Source organism: Pseudomyxococcus flavus, assembly GCF_050038885.1.
Classification (GTDB): Bacteria; Myxococcota; Myxococcia; order Myxococcales; family Myxococcaceae; genus Myxococcus; species Myxococcus flavus.
The window spans coordinates 1,804,505-1,823,466 of the sequence record NZ_CP143624.1; the positions used below are offsets into that span (position 1 = coordinate 1,804,505).

17 protein-coding genes are annotated in these 18,962 nt (G+C 69.5%); 9 read left to right on the forward strand and 8 right to left on the reverse strand.

Translation table 11 applies throughout. From position 1 onward, the window contains the following. The first annotated feature begins 66 nt into the window (after positions 1 to 66). From VZL07_RS07515 to VZL07_RS07525, 3 genes are all read left to right on the forward strand, one after another. A complete protein-coding gene (locus VZL07_RS07515) occupies positions 67 to 1,977 on the forward strand; it encodes a gliding motility protein (protein WP_426754673.1) in 1,911 nt (636 codons plus the stop codon). Then, positions 1,974 to 3,572, forward strand: a complete 1,599-nt coding sequence (locus VZL07_RS07520) for a hypothetical protein (RefSeq protein WP_426754674.1) — start codon at positions 1,974 to 1,976, stop codon at positions 3,570 to 3,572. Before VZL07_RS07515 ends, VZL07_RS07520 begins: the two co-directional genes overlap by 4 nt. A 165-nt stretch (positions 3,573 to 3,737) precedes the next feature. Beyond that, positions 3,738 to 5,021: a reverse transcriptase family protein gene (locus tag VZL07_RS07525; RefSeq protein ID WP_426754675.1), complete on the forward strand. Its 1,284-nt coding sequence runs from the start codon at positions 3,738 to 3,740 to the stop codon at positions 5,019 to 5,021. 55 nt (positions 5,022 to 5,076) lie between these two features. Here VZL07_RS07525 and VZL07_RS07530 read toward each other — a convergent pair whose 3' ends face one another. Next, positions 5,077 to 5,520, reverse strand: a complete 444-nt coding sequence (locus tag VZL07_RS07530) for a GFA family protein (RefSeq protein ID WP_426754676.1) — start codon at positions 5,518 to 5,520, stop codon at positions 5,077 to 5,079. A 301-nt stretch (positions 5,521 to 5,821) separates the two neighbouring features. Beyond that, complete coding sequence (locus tag VZL07_RS07535) at positions 5,822 to 7,882, reverse strand: DUF4038 domain-containing protein (protein WP_426754677.1); 2,061 nt, start codon at positions 7,880 to 7,882, stop codon at positions 5,822 to 5,824. Positions 7,883 to 8,284: 402 nt separating this feature from the next. On the opposite strand from VZL07_RS07535, the gene VZL07_RS07540 reads away from it, so the two are divergent. Both VZL07_RS07540 and VZL07_RS07545 read left to right on the forward strand, forming a co-directional pair. Next, the gene (locus tag VZL07_RS07540) at positions 8,285 to 9,610 is read left to right on the forward strand and encodes a KamA family radical SAM protein (RefSeq protein ID WP_426757252.1); all 1,326 of its coding nucleotides are present in this window, start codon (positions 8,285 to 8,287) and stop codon (positions 9,608 to 9,610) included. Positions 9,611 to 9,739: 129 nt separating this feature from the next. Continuing rightward, positions 9,740 to 10,042, forward strand: a complete 303-nt coding sequence (locus VZL07_RS07545; RefSeq protein WP_426754678.1) for an Mpo1-like protein — start codon at positions 9,740 to 9,742, stop codon at positions 10,040 to 10,042. Position 10,043: 1 nt separating this feature from the next. On the opposite strand, the gene VZL07_RS07550 is transcribed toward VZL07_RS07545, so the two are convergent. Next, positions 10,044 to 11,279: an FAD-dependent oxidoreductase gene (locus tag VZL07_RS07550; protein ID WP_426754679.1), complete on the reverse strand. Its 1,236-nt coding sequence runs from the start codon at positions 11,277 to 11,279 to the stop codon at positions 10,044 to 10,046. Between the two features lie 391 nt (positions 11,280 to 11,670). On the opposite strand from VZL07_RS07550, the gene VZL07_RS07555 reads away from it, so the two are divergent. After that, entirely contained in the window at positions 11,671 to 12,495 is an 825-nt protein-coding gene (locus VZL07_RS07555; protein WP_426754680.1) for a carbonic anhydrase, read from the forward strand. Between the two features lie 60 nt (positions 12,496 to 12,555). Here the strand turns inward: VZL07_RS07555 and VZL07_RS07560 are convergent, their stop codons facing one another. Further along, positions 12,556 to 13,290 (reverse strand): hypothetical protein, encoded by a 735-nt coding sequence (locus VZL07_RS07560; protein WP_426754681.1) that lies wholly within the window; start codon positions 13,288 to 13,290, stop codon positions 12,556 to 12,558. Between the two features lie 15 nt (positions 13,291 to 13,305). Next, positions 13,306 to 13,794: a B12-binding domain-containing radical SAM protein gene (locus VZL07_RS07565; RefSeq protein WP_426754682.1), complete on the reverse strand. Its 489-nt coding sequence runs from the start codon at positions 13,792 to 13,794 to the stop codon at positions 13,306 to 13,308. Between the two features lie 199 nt (positions 13,795 to 13,993). On the opposite strand from VZL07_RS07565, the gene VZL07_RS07570 reads away from it, so the two are divergent. Together VZL07_RS07570 and VZL07_RS07575 are read left to right on the forward strand one after the other, a co-directional pair. Continuing rightward, positions 13,994 to 14,728 (forward strand): hypothetical protein, encoded by a 735-nt coding sequence (locus tag VZL07_RS07570; RefSeq protein WP_426754683.1) that lies wholly within the window; start codon positions 13,994 to 13,996, stop codon positions 14,726 to 14,728. A 134-nt stretch (positions 14,729 to 14,862) separates the two neighbouring features. Beyond that, positions 14,863 to 15,408, forward strand: coding sequence for a hypothetical protein (locus tag VZL07_RS07575; protein ID WP_426754684.1), 546 nt, complete (start codon positions 14,863 to 14,865; stop codon positions 15,406 to 15,408). A gap of 10 nt (positions 15,409 to 15,418) precedes the next feature. Here the strand turns inward: VZL07_RS07575 and VZL07_RS07580 are convergent, their stop codons facing one another. Further along, positions 15,419 to 15,862, reverse strand: a complete 444-nt coding sequence (locus VZL07_RS07580; protein ID WP_426754685.1) for a hypothetical protein — start codon at positions 15,860 to 15,862, stop codon at positions 15,419 to 15,421. A gap of 500 nt (positions 15,863 to 16,362) precedes the next feature. On the opposite strand from VZL07_RS07580, the gene VZL07_RS07585 reads away from it, so the two are divergent. Further along, positions 16,363 to 18,003, forward strand: coding sequence for an invertase recombinase-like protein (locus tag VZL07_RS07585; RefSeq protein ID WP_426754686.1), 1,641 nt, complete (start codon positions 16,363 to 16,365; stop codon positions 18,001 to 18,003). A gap of 89 nt (positions 18,004 to 18,092) precedes the next feature. Here VZL07_RS07585 and VZL07_RS07590 read toward each other — a convergent pair whose 3' ends face one another. Both VZL07_RS07590 and VZL07_RS07595 read right to left on the reverse strand, forming a co-directional pair. Continuing rightward, on the reverse strand, positions 18,093 to 18,578 hold the full coding sequence (locus VZL07_RS07590; RefSeq protein ID WP_426754687.1) for an SRPBCC family protein: 486 nt from the start codon (positions 18,576 to 18,578) through the stop codon (positions 18,093 to 18,095). 4 nt (positions 18,579 to 18,582) lie between these two features. Further along, positions 18,583 to 18,936: an ArsR/SmtB family transcription factor gene (locus VZL07_RS07595; protein ID WP_426754688.1), complete on the reverse strand. Its 354-nt coding sequence runs from the start codon at positions 18,934 to 18,936 to the stop codon at positions 18,583 to 18,585. Between the last annotated feature and the right edge of the window lie 26 nt (positions 18,937 to 18,962).

The window sequence follows — 18,962 nt, forward strand, 5'->3', positions numbered from 1 at the left end:
GGCCGGCGCGTGCGCGCCAGCACATGCCCCGTGTGTCGCCTGAGGCAGGCGGTGTAAACCGCTGTCGTGAGCGAGAGCTGGGAACGGCGCTTCCGCCGAGAGGTGAAGGAGATGGACGCCGCCATCCGGGGCGTCCTGGCCCGGAGGCAGTCCGACGAGGAGCTCCGCGCCGCGCTCGAGGCGCTGGCACGGCGCGCCCTCTTCCGTTCCTTCACCTGGCTGTGGGGCCCGGCGCTGAACACGCGGGACCGCGTCCGCTTCCGGCCGCTCATCCTCTCCTGCTTCTCTCCCAGCAGCCTCACCGCCGAGGGGAAGTGGGTGAATGCCTGGCGCGGGGAGAACGCCGCGGCGCTCGAGGCCTGGCTCGAGGACGCGGACCGCGCCGACGACGTGGAGCTGTTCCGCCGTCTCTACGCGTGGAAGCTCTCGGGCCTGAAGCCGAAGGAGCTGGACGCCGCGTGGCGACAGGAGGTGCTGCGGCGCACCCAGGCCGCGTCCACGCGCGCGGCGCGCCACACCGCCCTGGCCAAGGTGGACATCGGCGGAGGCAGGCTGGACGAGCCCACCGCCCTGGCGCTGGATGCACTGGACGCGGAGGCGGCCCGACCCTTCATCCTCGAGCACCTCCCCTGGCGCGGGCCCCAGGAGCGCGCGCCCATGTGGACCACGCTGCGCGAGCGCGCCCTCGCCCGAGGGGATGCGGCCCTGGCCTCGGCCGTCTACCGGCGACTGGTGGACGAGCCCACGTGGCATCGCGATGCCCTGGCGCTGGCCCAATCCCTCCAGGACCCGGCCACGCTGGTGCGCGAGCTGGAGGCCCACCACCCCGAGAGCCCCATGCCGGGCGCCGCGGAGCTCTTCGTCGCACTGGCGGAGGCGCGCGGCCGCGACGTGGTGCCCTATCTGCTCGGCCACCTGCGCGCGGTGTTCCCCCGCTGGGGCATGCTGGGCCGCAAGAACGCGAAGGGCCTGCCGGAGCTGCTGACGCTCGCGAGGGAACGAGGCTGGGAAGACGTCTGGGGCGCGCTCCTGCGCACGTCGGCCACGGCGGAGACGTATGACGCCGAGGTGCGGCGGCTGGTGAAGGACACCACCACGGACGTGGCGCTCACGCGACGCCGACTGCTGCAGCTCGCGGGCGCGGGCGGCGAGTGGAACTTCGCCGGGTGGGGTGCGGCCCAGGTGCAGCCGCTGACGGATGCCACCGCCACCGCCCTCTACGCGCGCTTCCCGGAGCTGGTGCGCGGGCCCTTCCGCATGCACGTGGCCTCCGGCTGGCGCGCCGCCTATCCCCAGTTGGTGCAGCGCGCCCTGGAGACCACCGACGAGGAGCTGCTGGACTACCTCGCCAGCCGCGCCGCCATGCACCTCCCTTCCACGGAGGACGCCAGGAAGTGGGGACCGGTGCTCGACGCGCTGGCCGACCACTACGAGGGCCTGCCCAAGGAAGGAGGCGCCTTCGCCCGCCGCGCCGCCAACGCGCTGGGCGCCCTGCCCGCCTATGCCATCTGGAGCTTCGATGCGCTGCTGGAGAAGAACCGGCTGGCGCGGCTGTTCTTCCTCCGCTCGGACGACCACTACCTGGCGGAGCCCCAGGCCGTGAGGGACCTGCTGGAGGCCCCGCAGATTCACGTCCAGGCCCTGGCCTTCCGGCTGCTCGGCCGGAGCTCCGCGCGCGCCCGCGCGGTGGCCGCCCAGAACGTGGACCTGCTCCAGGCCACCCTGCTGCGCCCCCTGCACCGGCGCACGCGGCACGCCGCCTTCGCCGCGCTGGCCAACGCCGCGGCCCACGACGTGGAGACCGCCCGCGTGCTGTTGCCGCGCGTGCGCGACGCCTTCGCGCTGCCGGACACGCGCTACCCCAAGGAGTCCCTGGTGGAGCTGCTGGCCCAGATGCTGGCGCGCTGGCCCCAGCTGCGAGCCCCCGCGGAAGTCCCCACCGTCTTCGGCCCCCCGGCGGAAGGAGGCCGCGCGTGACGGGCTTCCTCTACGCCACCCCCTCGGTCTTCGAGTCCACCCGGGAGCGCGCCCAGCTCAGCCTCACCGCGGACCAGCACCGGCCGGTGCGCTTCCACGCGCGCGTCGCGCGGGACGTGCTCCCGCTCCGGCTGGCGCTCCAATCCCTGGGCGGGCTCATCTGGCATTCGGACTCCTGGAACGGGGAGGGCAGCGGCGCCTGGCTGGACCCGCTCATCACCGTGCACCCCGACCGGCTCTTCTTCGAGGCCTTCAGCCAGGACCTGAGCGCGTACGGGCTCGTCATCGTGGACCGCGAGCGCTTCGTCCCCGAAGGCGAGGTCCACTGCGGCACCACCAACGTGGACTTCACCGCCTGGCTGTGGGCGGCGCTGGCGGAGATGCGCTCCAGCCGGGAGACGCACCTGCGCATCGGCCCGGAGGGCTTCGACGTCCGCACCACCGGCGCGGGAGGCCGCTTCGAGCAGAAGGTGGACGTCCCCGAGCCCTGGGTGCGGGGCCTGCTCCAGCTCCAGGGCGCCATGGCGATGCCGGGCACACGCCTGTCCGTGCGGCCCGTGGACCTGCTCGCGGCGGTGCGCTTCCTCAGCCACACCAAGGCCCGGGTGTCACCGCGCGCGCTGCGCTACGAGATGCAGCCGGGCGAGGACGCGCGGCTGATGCTGGAGCCCTGGGAGCACCCCATTCCCCTGCGAGGCGCGGCCCACGGCTACACGGAGCCACGCACCATCCGCGCCTGGGGCCGGCGACGGCTGCGGCTGCTGGAGCCGCTGCTGCCCTACGCGGAGCGGGTGGACATCTACCTGAAGGGCCGCGCGCTCCCCCACTTCTACGTCGCGCACCTGTCCGACGGCGTGCGCTTCCTGCTGGGCCTGTCCGGGTGGACGGCGAACCACTGGACGCACACCGCGGGGCTGGACCTGCTGCTGGAGCCGACCCACGACGCCCCGCTGGCGGAGCGCGTGCTCGACGTGCTGCGAGCGCGCTTCCATGCCTCGACCGAGGAGGTGGCCGCCGCCCTGGGCGTGGATGTCGCCCGGGCCGCTGGCGCCCTGGCGACACAATGCGCGGCCGGGCGCGCCCTCTTCGACGTGGAGGCACGGCGCTGGCGCCACCGCGAGCTGTTCGCCACGCCGGTGGACCTGGGCCGCCTGTATCCGCCGGACGCCCGCCGCGAGGAGGCGGAGCGGCTGGAGGCCGCGGGCCAGGTGGAGGTGACATCCGCGGCGCCGCGGGAGACGCGCAAGGTGCGCCGGCTGCCCACGCCCGAAGGCCCCGTCACGCGCGAGGTCGTCCTGCGGGACTGGGTGGTCCATGGCCGGGCCGGGCCCCAGGCGGGCCTCGAGCTGGTGATGAACGACGAGGACCGGCTCCTCTTCGGCCGCTGCGGCTGCGACCACTTCCGCGAGCACCTGCTCAACCAGGGGCCCTGTGCCCACCTCCTCGCGCTGCACCGCATGGCACGGGCCCAGCGCCGCGAGCTGGCCAGCTCCGTGCCCACCTCGGACGACGACACGCTCGTCGCGCGGGCGGAGGCGGGGGCCCGGCGGGAGCAGGCGCTTGACCCGGAGGATGGTGATGACGATAACGGCTAGTGCTCACGGGAGAGGCCAGGGCTCGCGGATGAGCCAGGTGTCCCGCGGTGCTTCGCCGCGGGGGTGTTCTGTTCCCTTCTCCTCGCCAGGGTCCCAGCGTACGCAACGCTGGGAGCCCCGGGTCCAAGGCCTCGCAGGTCATCCCCTGGCCTCTTCCGGAGCACCATGAGCTGGCTCGACTCCACCCTGTCCTGGCTCAAGGGGCTGTTCGGCGGCCCCGTGACGCGCAACACCACGGGGCTGGATGCGCCCCTGGGCGCGGACGGCCGCATGCAGGACGTGCTGCGTGAGACAGTCACCACCTCGGGCCCGCTGAAGCCCGGCCACCTCCGGCAGATTCGCCGGGACGCGCGGCTGCTGCCGAAGAAGCAGCGCCGCTACACCCCGGGCCGCAAGAAGTGGATGGACGCGGCCGAGGCCCGGCGCCTCTTCTCCGGCACGCTGCGCACCCGCAACCGGAACCTGCGGGACTTGCTGCCGGACGAGGCCCAGCTGGCGCGATATGGCCTGCCCGTCTGGCGCACCGAGGCGGACGTGGCCGCGGCCCTGGGCGTGTCCGTGGGCGTGCTCCGCCACTACAGCATCCACCGCCCGCGCGAGCGGGTGCGGCACTACGTCACGTTCGCCGTGCCCAAGCGCTCCGGAGGCGTCCGCCAGCTGCACGCGCCCAAGCGCCGGCTGAAGGCCTTGCAGCGCCGGCTGTTGGAGCTGCTGGTGTCGAAGCTGCCGGTGAGCCCGCAGGCGCACGGCTTCGTGGCGGGGCGCTCCATCAAGACGGGCGCGGCGCCGCACGTGGGCCGGCGGGTGGTGCTGAAGCTGGACCTGAAGGACTTCTTCCCGTCCGTCACCGCGGCGCGGGTGCGGGGGCTGCTCATCGCCCTGGGCTATGGCTACACGGTGGCGGCGACGCTCGCGGTGTTGCTGACGGAGGCCGAGCGACAGCCCGTGGAGGTGGAGGGCACCCTCTTCCACGTCCCGGTGGGCCCGCGCGTCTGCGTCCAGGGCGCCCCCACCAGCCCGGCCCTGTGCAACGCGGTGCTGCTGCGGCTGGACCGGCGGCTGACGGGGCTGGCCCGGCGGTACGGCTACACGTACACGCGCTACGCGGACGACCTCACCTTCTCTGGCGACGACGTGGCGGCCGTGGAGCGGGTCCGCGCGCTGGCGGCGCGGTACATCCGGGAGGAGGGCTTCGAGGTCAACCGCGACAAGACGCGCGTGCAGCGCCGGGGCGGTGCCCAGCGCGTCACCGGCGTCACGGTGAATGCGACGCTGGGCCTGTCACGCCAGGAGCGGCGCCGCCTGCGGGCGATGCTGCACCAGGAGGGCCGTGGCGGCGAGGACGCGGAGCAGCGCGCGCGCCTCGACGGACTGCTGGCCTATGTGCGGATGCTCAACCCCGAGCAGGCGGAGCGCCTGGCGCGCAGACGCAAGCCATGGGGGGCATGAGCGGGACGGGGTGCCGCCCCAGGCGATGCCGGGGGCGCACGCCTCACTCCGAGCCTCAGCGCTTGATGGGCCAGGGCCGGTCCCGAGTCCCCGCGGCCCAGTTGTCGTGACGTCCGTCCCAGTACACGACCTGGTACTCCGCGGGGTCGATGTCATCCAGGCAGTGGATGTTGATGGAGCGGAACTCGCCTCCCAGCTCCTCGACGTCCCCTCCCGCGAAGCAATAGATGCCGCAGCGCTTGCAGAACGCGCGGTAGTTCGGGCTCGCCCCCAGCCTGTGCTCGCCCAGGTGCTCCTCGGCCGCCGTGACGCGGAAGCCGCTCGGCTTCGTGTAGGCGTTCGTGCTGCCGAGCTTGGTGCAGATGCTGCAGTTGCAGCGGCTCACCGGCTCCGACAGGTCGAGCTCGGCCTCGAAGCGCACGGCACCGCAGAGGCAACCTCCGGTGTAGCGCTTCATGTTGCTGCGATTCGACGAAGAACCCTGTTCAACCTCGGCCATGACGGAATCTCCCAGAGAGGGGTGGACCAACGCCCACGGACTTAAGCCGCCTGGATGACAGGGGTATGTCAGGTTTCCCTTGGCCTCGGCACGCACCGCTCAGGGCCATGCCGCCCCCCATGCGGAGCCAGTGGACGCACGGCCCCGAGGGTGATGCGCCTTGGCGGGCCGGAACATGACATCGCCAGCGGCGACGCCTCGATGAACGACGCCCCTGGCACCTCGCTGGCGCCAGGGGCGTCTCATGGCGCGGGCCCGCGCCCCCACCAGCCCCCGCGCGCCTTGCGCGGCGGGCTCCGGGCTATTGCACGGTGAACTGCGCCGCGCAGTTGCTCCAGGTGTACCAGCGGCTCCAGTCCGAGGTGGAGACGCCGGTCGCCAGGCAGTACGTCCCCGGCGACAGCGTCGTCGGCACGGCGTGGTCGAGCTGGAAGGTGCGCGTCTGCCCCTGCGTGAAGGCCTGGTTGGCCAGCGGGTTGCTGGCAATGGTGGTGGTGCCGGCGGCGTTGCGCACGTCGAGCTTCACGTTCACCCCGGTGGCGGCCGCGCTCGCCAGGAAGGTGCTGGACAGTCGCACGGTGCCGCCACGGCTCACCGTCGCCGGCGTCGCGGACGAGGACACCCACGTGAAGCCCACCGTGGGCGCGGGGGCGCTGGAGACCGTGAACGAGGTGGCGCAGTTGTCCCAGTAGAGCCACTGGGTCCAGGTCGCGTTCGACACGCCCGACGTCACGCAGTAGGTGTCGTTGGGCAGGTTCAAGGGCACCGCGTAGGTGAGCGAGAAGGTGCGCGTCTGCCCCTGGGAGAAGGACTGGCTGGTGAAGGCCTGCTCCCCCAGCTTCGTGCCGGCGGCGTTGCGGACCTCCAGCTTCACGTTGCGGCCCGTCGCAGCCGCGGCGGCCTGGATGGACACGGAGATGCTGACCGTCTGCCCCGGCACCGCGCTCGCGGGCGAGGCCGAGCCGGCCTGCGTCGTGTACGCCTCGACAGGGGGCGGAGGCGTCGTGGTGCTGCCCGGCAGCGGGAAGTTCCGGGTGGTGTCATCCAGCGCGAGCACCCAGTCGTTGCCGGCACCGCTGCCAGGCGGCGTGAACTGGCGGGTGCCCGTGTTGGCATAGGTGCCCACCACCTGGGTGGCGCCATTGCGCGGGTTGTACCAGGTGGCGCGGACGGTCCCGCCGGAGAGGCGGCTCATGTTCACCGTGAAGGGCTGGCCGGACGCGCTGTAGATGAACGCATAGCCGCCGTCCGAGGCCCGCGTGGCCTGGATGCGGTTCGTCCCCGAGCCCACGCTGGACGCCAGCAGCGCCTGGTCCGGCGTGCGCACCAGCCCGGGGCGCGACTCGATGAGCCGGCGCAGGTACTGCATCTGCGCGGCGCCCGGATGGAGGATGGCCTGATGCCAGTCGCTCTGCGGGCTGAACTGCGGCGGGCGTCCGGGCGCGTACATCTGCCAGACGGCATTGTGTCCGTAGGTGTGGCCGAACGCTCCGGCGAAGACGCTCCAGTAGGCGAACTTGCGGACCTCGTAGTCGTTGGAGAACCCGTTGGCGGTGTTGAAGCAGATGGGGAACTGCTCGTAGAGCGGCTCGGCGTCCAGCACCGGCTTCGCGGGCGGGCGGGCATAGTCGGTGGCGATGCGGTCATACACCGCCGTGTTGGTGCAGTGGCCGTTCTGCTGCATGTTGAAGTCGAGCCACGGCTCCTCGTGGAACCACAGGGTGGACTGGTGCGCGCCCTTCGGGTGGAAGGTCATCAGCACCTTGCTGTAGTCCTCCGTGCCGGACACGCCAATGGCGATGCCCCGGGCCAGCGCGCGCCAGATGTGCTCGTAGCCCACGGGGCTCACGTCCCCCCCCAGCACCCAGATGATGGGCTTGCTGGCATAGCGGTTGCCCAGGAACTGGCCATAGGCCTGGGCGTTGGCCGCGGTGAGGTAGCCCGGCACGTAGGTGCCCCACGCCGGGAGCAGCGCCGTGTAGATGCCGCGCGACTCGGCCTCGTTGATGATGAAGTCGACGTGGTCCCAGTAGTCGTACTGGGTGGCGTTGTTCGGGTCATTGCCCAGCGTGACGGCGGGAGTCGCGAAATTGTCGTTGAGGAAGGGCTTGTCCCCGTGCGCGTTCGGCCCCACCCCCGCGAGGGGCCCCACGCCAACGGCCTGGATGACGTTGAAGCCCCGGTCCGCGCGGTTCTGCAGGTACGTCACCGCCTCGCTGCGGTTGAGGTAGGTCAGCAGCTGCCACGCGGTGTCTCCCAGCCAGAAGAACGGCGTGCCGTCCTCCTTCACCAGGAAGCGTCCATTGCTGCTGACCCGCAGCTTGGGCAGCGGAGACGCGAGCGCCGCGCCTTGGGAGTCCACGTCACCCTCGAGTGGCTCGGAATGGGGACCGCATGCGGCCAGAGCTGAAAGGCAACACAAGGACAGGAGGAATTGACGCATGACGACCTCCGGGTGAGAGGAGCACGACGGCGCCGGGTCCTAACACACCCCGCACGGAGATGTCTTGCAATTCCTGAATTTAGACGCTCCGCGCCGTGAGTCTTCCGCACCCTGTGTCCCATGGGCCTTGGCCCCAGGGTGGAATCGCGCCTGCCCGCCTGGCCTCGGCAGATGACACTGCTCCCTCCCCGTGGTAACCGGACTCTCCCTTCGTTGGTGGTCAAACGGTGTGTACCCACGCCCGGCCACCCGCCCAGGGTGGCCGTTGCGGACCCTCGCGGCCGTCCTGCTGACAAACAGGAGAGAAGAGGCGTGAGCGTCATGTCAAACGCGGCACTGGCCCTGTCCACCGGACGTCGCTACCGTGCCTACACGACCAGACACCTGGAGGAGCTGACGACGCGCGCGGGACTGGCGGCGGACGAGCGGCTCGCGGTGCAAGCGGTGGCGCACGTGCTGCCGTTCCGGACCAACAGCTACGTCGTCGACGAGCTGATCGACTGGGACTCCGCTCCCGATGACCCCATCTACCGGCTCGTCTTCCCGCAAGCGGACATGCTGCCCGCGGACGATGTGGCGCGGATGGCCGACCTGCTGCGCTCCGGCGCTTCGACGCTGGAGGTGAACGCGGCCGCCAATGAGATTCGCGCGCGGCTCAACCCGCACCCCGCGGGGCAGATGGAGCTCAACGTCCCCAAGCTGGCCAATGAAGAGCCCGTCCCAGGCCTCCAGCACAAGTACAAGGAGACGGTGCTCATCTTCCCCAAGCAAGGACAGACGTGCCATGCCTACTGCACGTACTGCTTCCGCTGGGCGCAGTTCGTCGGGGACGCGGACCTGAAGTTCGCCTCGCGGGAAATCGAGCCGCTGGTGGACTACATCCGCTCGCACCCCGAGGTCACCAATGTGCTGTTCACCGGTGGCGACCCGATGATCATGAGCGAGGCGGTCCTCGCGAAGTACATCGAGCCGCTGCTGGAGATTGAGCACCTGGAGGCCATCCGCATCGGCACCAAGGCGCTGGCCTACTGGCCGCAGCGCTTCGTCACCGACGCGGACGCCGACGACACCCTGCGCCTGTTCGAGAAGGTCGTCGCCTCGGGCAAGAGCCTGGCCTTCATGGCGCACTTCTCGCACCCCAACGAGATGGTCCCCGACATCGTCCAGGAGGCGGTGCGCCGCATCCGCGGTACCGGCGCGGTCATCCGCACCCAGGCACCGCTCATCCGAACCATCAACGACGACCCGGCCATCTGGGAGGGCATGTGGCGCACGCACCTGCGCCACGGCATGGTGCCCTATTACATGTTCGTCGAGCGCGACACGGGCCCGCAGGACTACTTCGCGGTGCCGCTCGCCGAGGCCTACGACATCTTCCGCCGCGCATACCAGAAGGTGTCCGGCCTGGCGCGCACGGTGCGCGGCCCGTCGATGTCCGCGACGCCCGGCAAGGTGTGTGTCGACGGGGTGACGGAGATTGGCGGCGAGAAGGTCTTCGTCCTCCACTTCATCCAGGCGCGGGACGCGGAGCTGGTCGGCAAGCCTTTCTTCGCGAAGTACGACGCGAAGGCCACCTGGCTGTTCGACCTGGAGCCCGCACTGGGGGCTCCCCGCTTCCCCTGGCAGAGCGCAACTTCGCAGTCGTAGCGGCCCGCGGCGGGAGGCCGAGATGGGCGGCCTCCCGCCGTTTCCTTTCCGATGCCTGGCTGCTTTCAAGGCGGACAGGCATCGGCGCGGCGCCTTCCTGCGGCGCCGGGCCGTGTTTACCGTGGCCTCATGCTCGGCAACCGTCCCTGGGAGGAGTGGATTTCGGAGTACTCGAAAAGCCACACCCATCCCGTCAACCGCATGTGCCACACGGTGGGCATTCCCATGATCGCGGCCTCGGTGCCGCTGGCCGCCGCGTCGCCGTTCGTCCCCCGCTTGTGGAAGGTCCCCACCGCCCTCTTCGTCGTGGGGTGGACCTTCCAGTTCGTGGGCCACGCCTTCGAGCGCAAGCCGCCCGAGTTCCTCAAGGACTGGCGCTTTCTCTTCGTCGGCCTCCGCTGGTGGGCCGCGAAGGTGGCGGGCCGGGCCTGACTCAAGGCACGCGCGGCGCCGCCGGCGAGTGGATGTGCTCGGGCCGGATGCCCATGCCCACGAGCCGCGCCGGGATGCGCCGCAGGACGGGGGCATGCTGCACCAGCCAGAGCGGGAGCGGCAGCCTGCGGGAGGATGACGGACTCCGCAGCGCGGGACCGAGCACGCGGTTCTGGATGAGGACCTGGGCCCGCTGCGTGATGCGCGTGGGCCACTCCCGGCGCTCCTGCACGTGGCGCAGGTGCATGGACGTCACATGACGGGCCAGCAGCGGCTCGGCAAGGATGTTGGCGGCGGCCACGGCGTCCTGCACGGCCAGGTTGATGCCCACGCCGCCCACGGGCGACATCGCGTGCGCCGCATCCCCGATACACAGCAGCCCCGGCTGGTACCAGGTGCGCAGCCGGTCCACGCGGACGGTGAGCAGCTTCACGTCGTCCCAGCTCGCGATTTCATGGGTCCGGTCCGCGAGGAAGGGCGCCAGCCGCGCGACGTCCTCCCGGAAGGATGCCAGCCCCGCCTCCCGCAGGGCTTCGAAGCTGCCCTTGGCGATGACCCGCCCGCACTGCCACGCATCGCCCCGGTTGATGAGCACGAAAACCTGCCCCTGTTCAAACCGCCCCATCGGGTCTTCAGGGTCACCCGCCTGGCGTGACATGCGGAACCAGAGCACGTCCATGGGAGCGCCCAGGACCTCCACCTCGAAGCCGGCACGCTGGCGCACGACGGAGTTGCGGCCGTCCGCCGCCACCACCAGCGAGGCCCTCACCTCCAGGGCGCCTTCCGGTGTACGCGCCCGGACGCCCACCACGGTCCCATTCTCGCGGAGCACGTCCGTCACCTCCGCGCGCTGGCGCAGGTGGAATCCCGGGTAGGCGGAGGCCTTCCTCGCGAGGAAGTCGAGCACGTCCCACTGCGGCATGAACGCGATGAAGCGCGCCTGGGTGGGCAGGTGGGCGAAGTCCGCGATGACCACGTCGTGGGTGCCGTTCTGGAAGCGCAGCATCGGGGCCTTCTGGTGAGGCAGCGTCAGCAGTTCCTCCAGCCACCCCAGCTCATGAATCAGCTCCAGCGTGGACGGGTGGAGGGTGTCTCCCCGGAAGTCACGCAGGAAGTCCGCGTGCTTCTCCAGGACCGTCACGTCCACGCCCGCGCGCGCGAGCAGCAAGCCCAGCATCATCCCCGCCGGGCCTCCTCCCACGATGCAGCACTGCGTGGTGCGCACCTCGTCAGCCATGTCACCCCTCCGTCCTGTCCACGAGACAGGCACACCCTAGTGCGCCAGGGCTGCCCTCGCAGCCCTCCAGGAGATACCACGGCGAACGACCAGACTTTTCAGGGAGCAACGTATCCCTCTGGCAGAAGGGGGAACGCCGGGGGACGGTTCTCGCCTGCCAGAAATCCAGGTTGCTGACGACCCGTCCGAATCAACCGACACGTCGTCTGGTCCACCGGCAGGAAATTCAGGATTAATGGCAAAATAGTCATTTTGAACTTACGTAGTAATTCGCGGGCACTGGTCGCAATCCCTGACCTCGGCGAGCGCCCGCGAGAGGGGGCTGCCCCTGGCCTGTACGCCGGGGACACCCGGCTCGTGCTCGTCGTCTGTTCTCAAAGGAATCAAACACATGTCGCGTTTCCGCGCTGTTTCAGTGCGCGCTCTTCGGGGCGCGTTGGTGTCATCCGTTTGCCTTGCGTCCGGCGCCTTCGCCCAGGACCTGCGTGGCACGCCCGCGCCGGTCTTCCTGAGTGGCGAAGACGCGCACTGGGGCTATTCACAGACCGTCAGTCCGCAACGCTGGGGTGAGCTCCCGGGCAATATGTTGTGCTCGGCGGGCCTGGACCAGTCGCCCATCGCGCTGGTGACATCCGAGGCGGACCCCTCGCATCCGGCCGCGCCCAGCTTCCACTACGGCACCAGCCGCGTGCGGATGACGAACAACGGCCACACCGTTCAGTTCACCTATGACGCCGGCAGCTATGTCGAGGTGGGCGGCAATACCTACCAGCTCGCGCAGTTCCACTTCCACACGCCCAGCGAGCACACCAAGGACGGCGTGGAGTACCCGCTCGAGGTGCACCTGGTGCACACCGATGCCACTGGCACCCCCGCGCTGGTCGTAGGCGTACTCATCAAGGAAGGCTTCGTGCACCCGGGACTGTTCACCGCGTTCCGCCACCTGCCGAAGCACGCGGGTGAGCACAGCCAGCCGACGGGCGCGGTCATCAACGCCAGCTCGCTGCTGCCGCTCAACAAGACGTTCTTCAAGTACGCCGGTTCGCTCACCACGCCCCCGTGCACCGAGGGGCTCCAGTGGTACGTGATGAAGCACCCGATTGAGATGTCGGACGCGCAGATTGCCGCATTCCAGCGCCTGCCCTATCTCAACCCGAACAACCGCCCCCTGCAGCCGCTGAACGGCCGCGTCATCAGCACGAACCACGGGCACTGAGCACGCGGGACACACCAGGCGTGTCCCCCCGGTAGGGAGGCTCCAGACGTGCGGCCTCCCCTACTCGTGTCCCAGCGGCACCTCCGGCGCGGCGTGGGACGTGCCGCGCTGCAGGCCCACGAGCCCTGCGACGTCGCTCCGCCGCAGGCTCCCGGGGACGGAAGGCGGCGGCTCCGGCCGCGCGCCGTCCTCGAGGACGCCGTGGGAGGGGAAGTTCGCCGTCGCCTCGTGGAACAGCCAGTCCGGCGGCGCGAACTGGATGATGTCATTCGCCGGCTGCGTGAAGAGCAACAGCGTATTCAGGCTGCGAATGGTGTCGCTGATTTCACGAATCTCTTCCAGGGGCAGGTGGACCCCGGCCCGGAACAACTGCTCGTTCGTGAAGAAGCCGAAGTCGTCATACATGTCGATGGACACCAGCCCCTTGGCCGCGAGCTCCTCCCAGATAGCCGAGCCGGGGATGGCGTTGTACCACTGGAGGTAGACGCGGACGTTGTACTTGACCAGCAGCTTCGAGGCGAACTCGATGGTGCGCAGGCAGTCCTCGCGCGTCTCGAACGGGAAGCCGACGACGAACGAGAAGACACACTTGTGGGAGAGCCCCACCGCCTGAAGCATGCTCGCGGCGCGCTCGAGCACCTTGGTGGTGCACCCCTTGGCAATCTTCTTCAGGCCCTCGTCATAGCCACACTCGGCGCCAATCAGCATGTGGTTGGTGATGGGCGCCAGGGCTTCACACACCTCGCCGCGGATGACGTCCGTGGCGCGCGCATCCAGGGTCGCCTGGATTTTCATGCCACGCCGGTGCACCTACCGGGTGACGTCCGCCACGCGCTGGATGTCCAGCGTGTAGAGGTCATCGATGATGCTGAACACCTTGTAGCGCGTGCGCTTGAGGTAGCGCTGCATCCGCTCCAGCCGGTCCACGAAGTTTCCCGCGGACACGCCGCGCCAGCTCCCGAGGAACTTCGTCGAACAGAACGTGCACTTGAACTTGCAGCCTCGGGCGGACTCGATGGAGAGCGACTCGTAGATGCCCGAGGGCAGCAGGTCATAGGCCGGGTCCGGAAGGCGCTCCACCGCGTCCACGGAGGCCAGGCCCCCGTTGGGCTGCAGCCGGATTCTGTCGCCATCGCGCCAGCCGAGCCCCGGCACGGAGGCGAAGTCGCGACCGCCCGACAGTTCCTCGACGAGCCGCACCAGCGGAATCTCCCCTTCCCCCGCGACGATGAAGTCGGCCCGGCACTTCGAGAACACATGCTCGGGATAGCCGCCGGGGTGGATGCCTCCGAGGACCACCGGCAGCGCCGGATAGGCCTCCTTGATGTGCTCGACGACGACTCGAGCGGTGGGCCAGTTCAGGGTATTGCAGGGGTAGCATCTGAAAGAATGTCATTGGCGAACAAAGCGCTCAAGGCACGCCGGATCACCCCGGCGGGCACGCGACAGCCTTTCGCCCCGCGAGGCGATTGCGGCGCGGCCTGGAGTCGTTCTTCCCATGAATGAAAAGCCAGACATCCAGACGGAGACAGCGTCCATGCCTTCCGGTGTCCTGGCCTGGGTGGCGACGCTCCTCCTCGGCGCCGGGCTTCCGCTCGTCCTGGTGCTGGCGGGTGGTGCGTCGTGGCGCGCAGCCGGGATGGGGGCCCTTTCGTGGGCCCTGGGCCTTGCCCTCAAGCTGCCCGTGGCGGGTGAAATCACGGTGAGGCTCACCCCGCGAGGCCCCGCCCGTCTGGCCATGGCGCAAGGGCTCGCGTCGGCGGCGTGCGAGCTCGGCATGGCAGCGGTGCTGTTCCGGTATGCGGACGTCTCCTCCCGCTCGGACGTCGTCTATGCCGTCTCCGCGGGATGTATCGAATGCCTGTTCCTGACGTTGAGCGCGATCCTGACGACGAGCGGCCCCCCGGGTCTGGTCGCCTTGCAATGGGCGGAGGGCGCGCGGAAGTCCCTGTGGATCCGCAACTCCATGTTCGTGGAGCGGGTCATCGCGGTGGCGGGCCACCTGGGCTCCCGGGGTCTGGTGGGCATCGCGCTGCTCACGGGCGCGGTGTGGCCCGCGCTGTTCGCCGTGCTTTCCTTCGCCACGACGGATGGCTGGGCGGCCTTCGGCCTCGAGCGCCGCTGGAACTGGTACTCGCTTCGGACGTTCCGGATGTTCCATGGCGGCTGTGCCGCCATCGCCGCCCTGGAGGTTGCGCTCTTCTTCGTGCTGCTCCAGAAGACAGACGTGTGACCCGGCACATCTGCGCACTCAACAATCGTATGAGTGCACTGCGTGCCCGGAGCCAGTGCTTCCTTCTCGCCGGCGGCGGTGCCACGGCCGCGCGATGGCAGCGACTGGCACGAAGGGGCTGGCCATCGCGATGATTGCGGTACCTGGACAAGCTGCTCCCCGACTATCCGGATGAGGACCGCTACTCGACCTGGTCGCACCTGGCCAGCGACGAACGCTGGCGCGCCATCACGCCGCGCGTCCGGCTCACCCACAGCCCGGGCTTCGCCAACTTCGGCTTCCTGGAGCCGGACGAGAGGCTGCGCATCCACTTCGCCCCCGGCAGTCGCTACGCGTACTCCGGGGATGACATCATCCTGATGCAGCTCGAGCGCGGGCTGGGGCTGGATGTTGGCACCGAGCCATGGCGACGCGTGTTCTACCGGCTCGGCGTGCGGAAGACCCACATGATGTGGCGGCCGGACTTCGCCCGGAACCTCGCCGACGGCTGGACGGCAGAGGGCTCCGTGGAGCCCCACGACGAACGCAGCAAGGTGCGCGGCCAGTTCGATGGACACCACCCTCGACGCTCGTGTGTCTGCAGCGCGGGCGCCGCTGCGTGCGCATCCTGGCCAACGGCGTGCGCGCCCAGGTCGCGTTCCCACACCCGGTGCGCTTCGTGCTCGGCGAAGCCGGCGTGACCCGCGGCGGCTAGTAACGGCCCGGCCCCGCTCCCGAGGAGGGCGGCGTGCCAGCGGACGAGGGAATCGGCGGCGCCAGTGCTCCCACGGTGCCGTAGCCTAACATGCGCCGGATGTTGTCACCGAAGAGGGTGAGCGTGAGCAAACCCAGCAAGACAACCAGCGAGAGCGCCGCCGTCACCGTCACGGCCGTGCCGAGCAGCGAGACGGCCTCCGCCCGCTGCTGCTCCCAGATACGCCGACAGTCGCCCGTCACGACGGTTCCATCCGGCCGACGGTAGAGCCGGGCACACACGCGCCCGCCAGACTGGAGCAGCGCCTCCAGTTCCCGCGTGGTCATCTCGCGCGCGTTGTAGACGGAAAGCCGGCAAGCACCGCAGTGCCGGACACGCGAATCCCCGCGCATGTCCTCCCAGCGCATGTCGCAGGGTGTTGCGATGGTGAGCCGTTCCATCAGGGTATGCGAATCCATGACCGGGGACGTTACGAGACGCGTCCCGCTCCACGCATCGGACATCCGTCCGTTGGACGAATGACCGACCCCTCATGCAGGAGCGAGCGCGGTCGTCGAGGGCCTCATACAGGCGGCCCCACCACGCCCGTGGACAGCACCCAGCCGACCACAGCCCCACCACCGTCCACACCCCGAGCACCGCGTCGAGCAGGCTGTCATTCCACTGCGCCCCCTGCCAATTCAACACGTGAATGTGGTTCGAACCGTTCGTGTGGCCCATCCGCTGTCCATGTAGAGCTGGGGTCACGAAAGTGGCGATGCGGTGAAGCAGGCACCGCGTGAGTCCACATGATTGGCAGGCGTTAATCCGGGCTTCCTGAGCTTGACGCTTTGATGTGGAGGAAGGCACGTCGCTCCGTACGTCTCCGCCAGGCTCCTCGGCTCGCGCTCGAAGCGAAGTGTGGTACGAGAGACGCCTTTCTGTGCACCGGAGGCTCGCTGTGACGTTGTTTCGAGTGTTTCTCGCTTCGCTGCTGGTTGGGGTTGTCGCCTGCGGCGGTTCCGACCCCGTGGTAACTCCGGATGCCGGGCAGTCCACGCCGGATGCTGGCACCGGGACGCCTGACGCAGGCGAAGAGACGCCCGACGCAGGCGAAGAGACGCCGGACGCAGGCGAGGAGACGCCGGACGCGGGTGAAGAGACGCCCGACGCAGGCGAGGAGACGCCGGACGCGGGCGAAGAGACGCCCGACGCAGGCGGGGAGCCCTCGGATGGAGGCTCCGAGACGCCGGACGCAGGCGCGCCGGACGAGGTGAGCGTCATCGACAACTGGGGCTTCGAGGAGTGGCCCGGCGCGCTCCCGGACATGTGGTTCGGGAGCAAGTCGAACATCGCCTCCGACAGCGTGCAGAAGGAGACGACGCGTGCCTTCGAAGGCGAGAACGCGCTCCGGCTGGTCAATACGTCGACCACTCACCGGCGCTTCACCACCCTGGCGAAGTCGATGCCCGCGGGCCGCTATGCCTGCACGTTCCAGGCGCGGGGCGCCGGTGACGTCCGGAACGCCTACTTCGACGACGACTACTCCAGCTACTCGGCCTACACCACGGTCAGCACCGAACAGTGGACGCAGCTGTCGTACAACTTCAACCTCACCAACGACGTCTTCGACACCTTCGAGCTCATCTTCAGCGTCCGGAGCACCAGCGGCGAGCACCTGCTCATCGACGACGTGCGCTGCCTGCGCGCCCCCGAGCCGTGTGACGCGGTCAGCTGCGAGGCCTGGGAGCGCTGCGAGAACGACACCGCGACGTGCGAGCCGCTCTCAGGCCGTTGCAGCGACGCCGCCGACTGCAGCGAGTGGCAGGCCTGCGATGCGACCCACACCTGCGTGGTCGCGGAGAACCGCTGCACCCGCCACGCGGACTGCGCGGGCACCCCGGAGACGCCGGTCTGCGATGTCGCCACGCATCTGTGCGTGGAGGGCGACCCCTGCGAAGGCGTGACGTGCAGCAACCCCGCGACGAGCTGCAACCCCACGACCGGCGTGTGTGAGCTCTCCGAAGGAGCCTGCTTCACCACCTACGACTGCGTCGGTGACCTGCCCGCCTGCGACCCGGAGACCAAGCGCTGCGTCTCCGCGGAGCACCCCGCGAACATCATCCGCAATGGTGGCTTCGAGGCCTGGAACACCTATTCCATCCCCTACCACGGGGACCATCTCATCCCTGACTACTGGTACGGCATCGACAACGGCGTCTCCGACCCGGGCACCGAAATCAAGCCCTCGCGACTGGCGCGCTACACGAACGCGGTGCACGGCGGCTCGGCGGCGCTGCAGTTCGTCGTTCCCATCCAGGTCGCCGAGCGCTTCACGACGGAGAAGTTCGACGTCCCGAGCGGCAACTACTCCTGCTCGTATCGGGTGCGGGGCCACGGCTCCATCCGCCATCGCATCTATTCGAGCGCCGGCTGGAACCCGCAGACCGACTTCCTCGCCGTCGACAGCGACGAGTGGCAGCCGGTGTTCTTCCGCTTCACGGGCAACGTGCGCGACTGGCGCCTGTTCTTCTACCCGAGCCGCAGCGAAGCCGACCGGGACCACCTCCAGGTCGACGACGTCGTCTGCACGAAGGACTAGCGGGCGCGCACGCCGCCACAGGCCCGCCGATGAGGCCCGGAGCGCCCCAGCCGAGGGGACTCCGGGCCCGCGCATTTCGCCAGCCCGAGCTAGCTGATGCTCAGTGACGACACGAGCGCGTCGAGCTGATCCATCGTCTCGCGCATGCCCTGCTCCATGCCGGACGCAAGGACAGCCTCCCGCACCTCCTTTGATGGATACAGCTCTCGCGAGACCATGTGTGTCTTGCCGTCGTGCTCCTCGAAGGTGACGGTGATGGTGACCGCCCCCGCGTCCGCCATCGGCTCGAAGACCTGCGTGTACACGAGCCGCGAGGGCGGATTGATTTCAGCGTACTGGCCGGAGAAGGCCACCTCACTGCCATCCGGGTTGCGCAGCACGTAGCGGTAACCGCCGCCAACGCGAACATCCGCCTCGCAGCTCGCCATGGTGACGCCCTGGCACTTCGGCGCCCACCAGCGCTTCACCAGGTCCGCGCGAGTCCACGCGTCGAACACGATGCGCGCCGGCGCATTGAACTTGCGAGAAATGACGATGGTGCGGTCCGACTCCAGCTCCATTGACGTGAGGCTCATCCCTTCATCCCTTCTTCTTTCGAGCGTGCCGCTGCGTGCCTTCCAGGTCCTGCGTCTTGAGCTCTTCGAGGAGCGAGTCGAGCTGCCCCAGCCGCTCGTCCCAGATGTCTCGGTAGCGCTCCAGCCACGCGTTCAGCTCGCGCAGCGGCTCGGGCCTCAGGCCGTAGAGACGCTGCTGGGCGCGCGCCTCCACGTCCACCAACCGGGCCTCCTTCAACACCCGCAGGTGCTTCGACACCTGCGGCTGGTTGAGGTGCAGCGCTTCTCCAATGGCGCCCACCGAGCGCGCGCCCCCACGTAGGTACTCCACGATGCGAAAGCGGTTCGGGTCGGCGAGCGCCGTGAAGGTCTCAATCACGGGCCATATATTCCCAACGGGACATA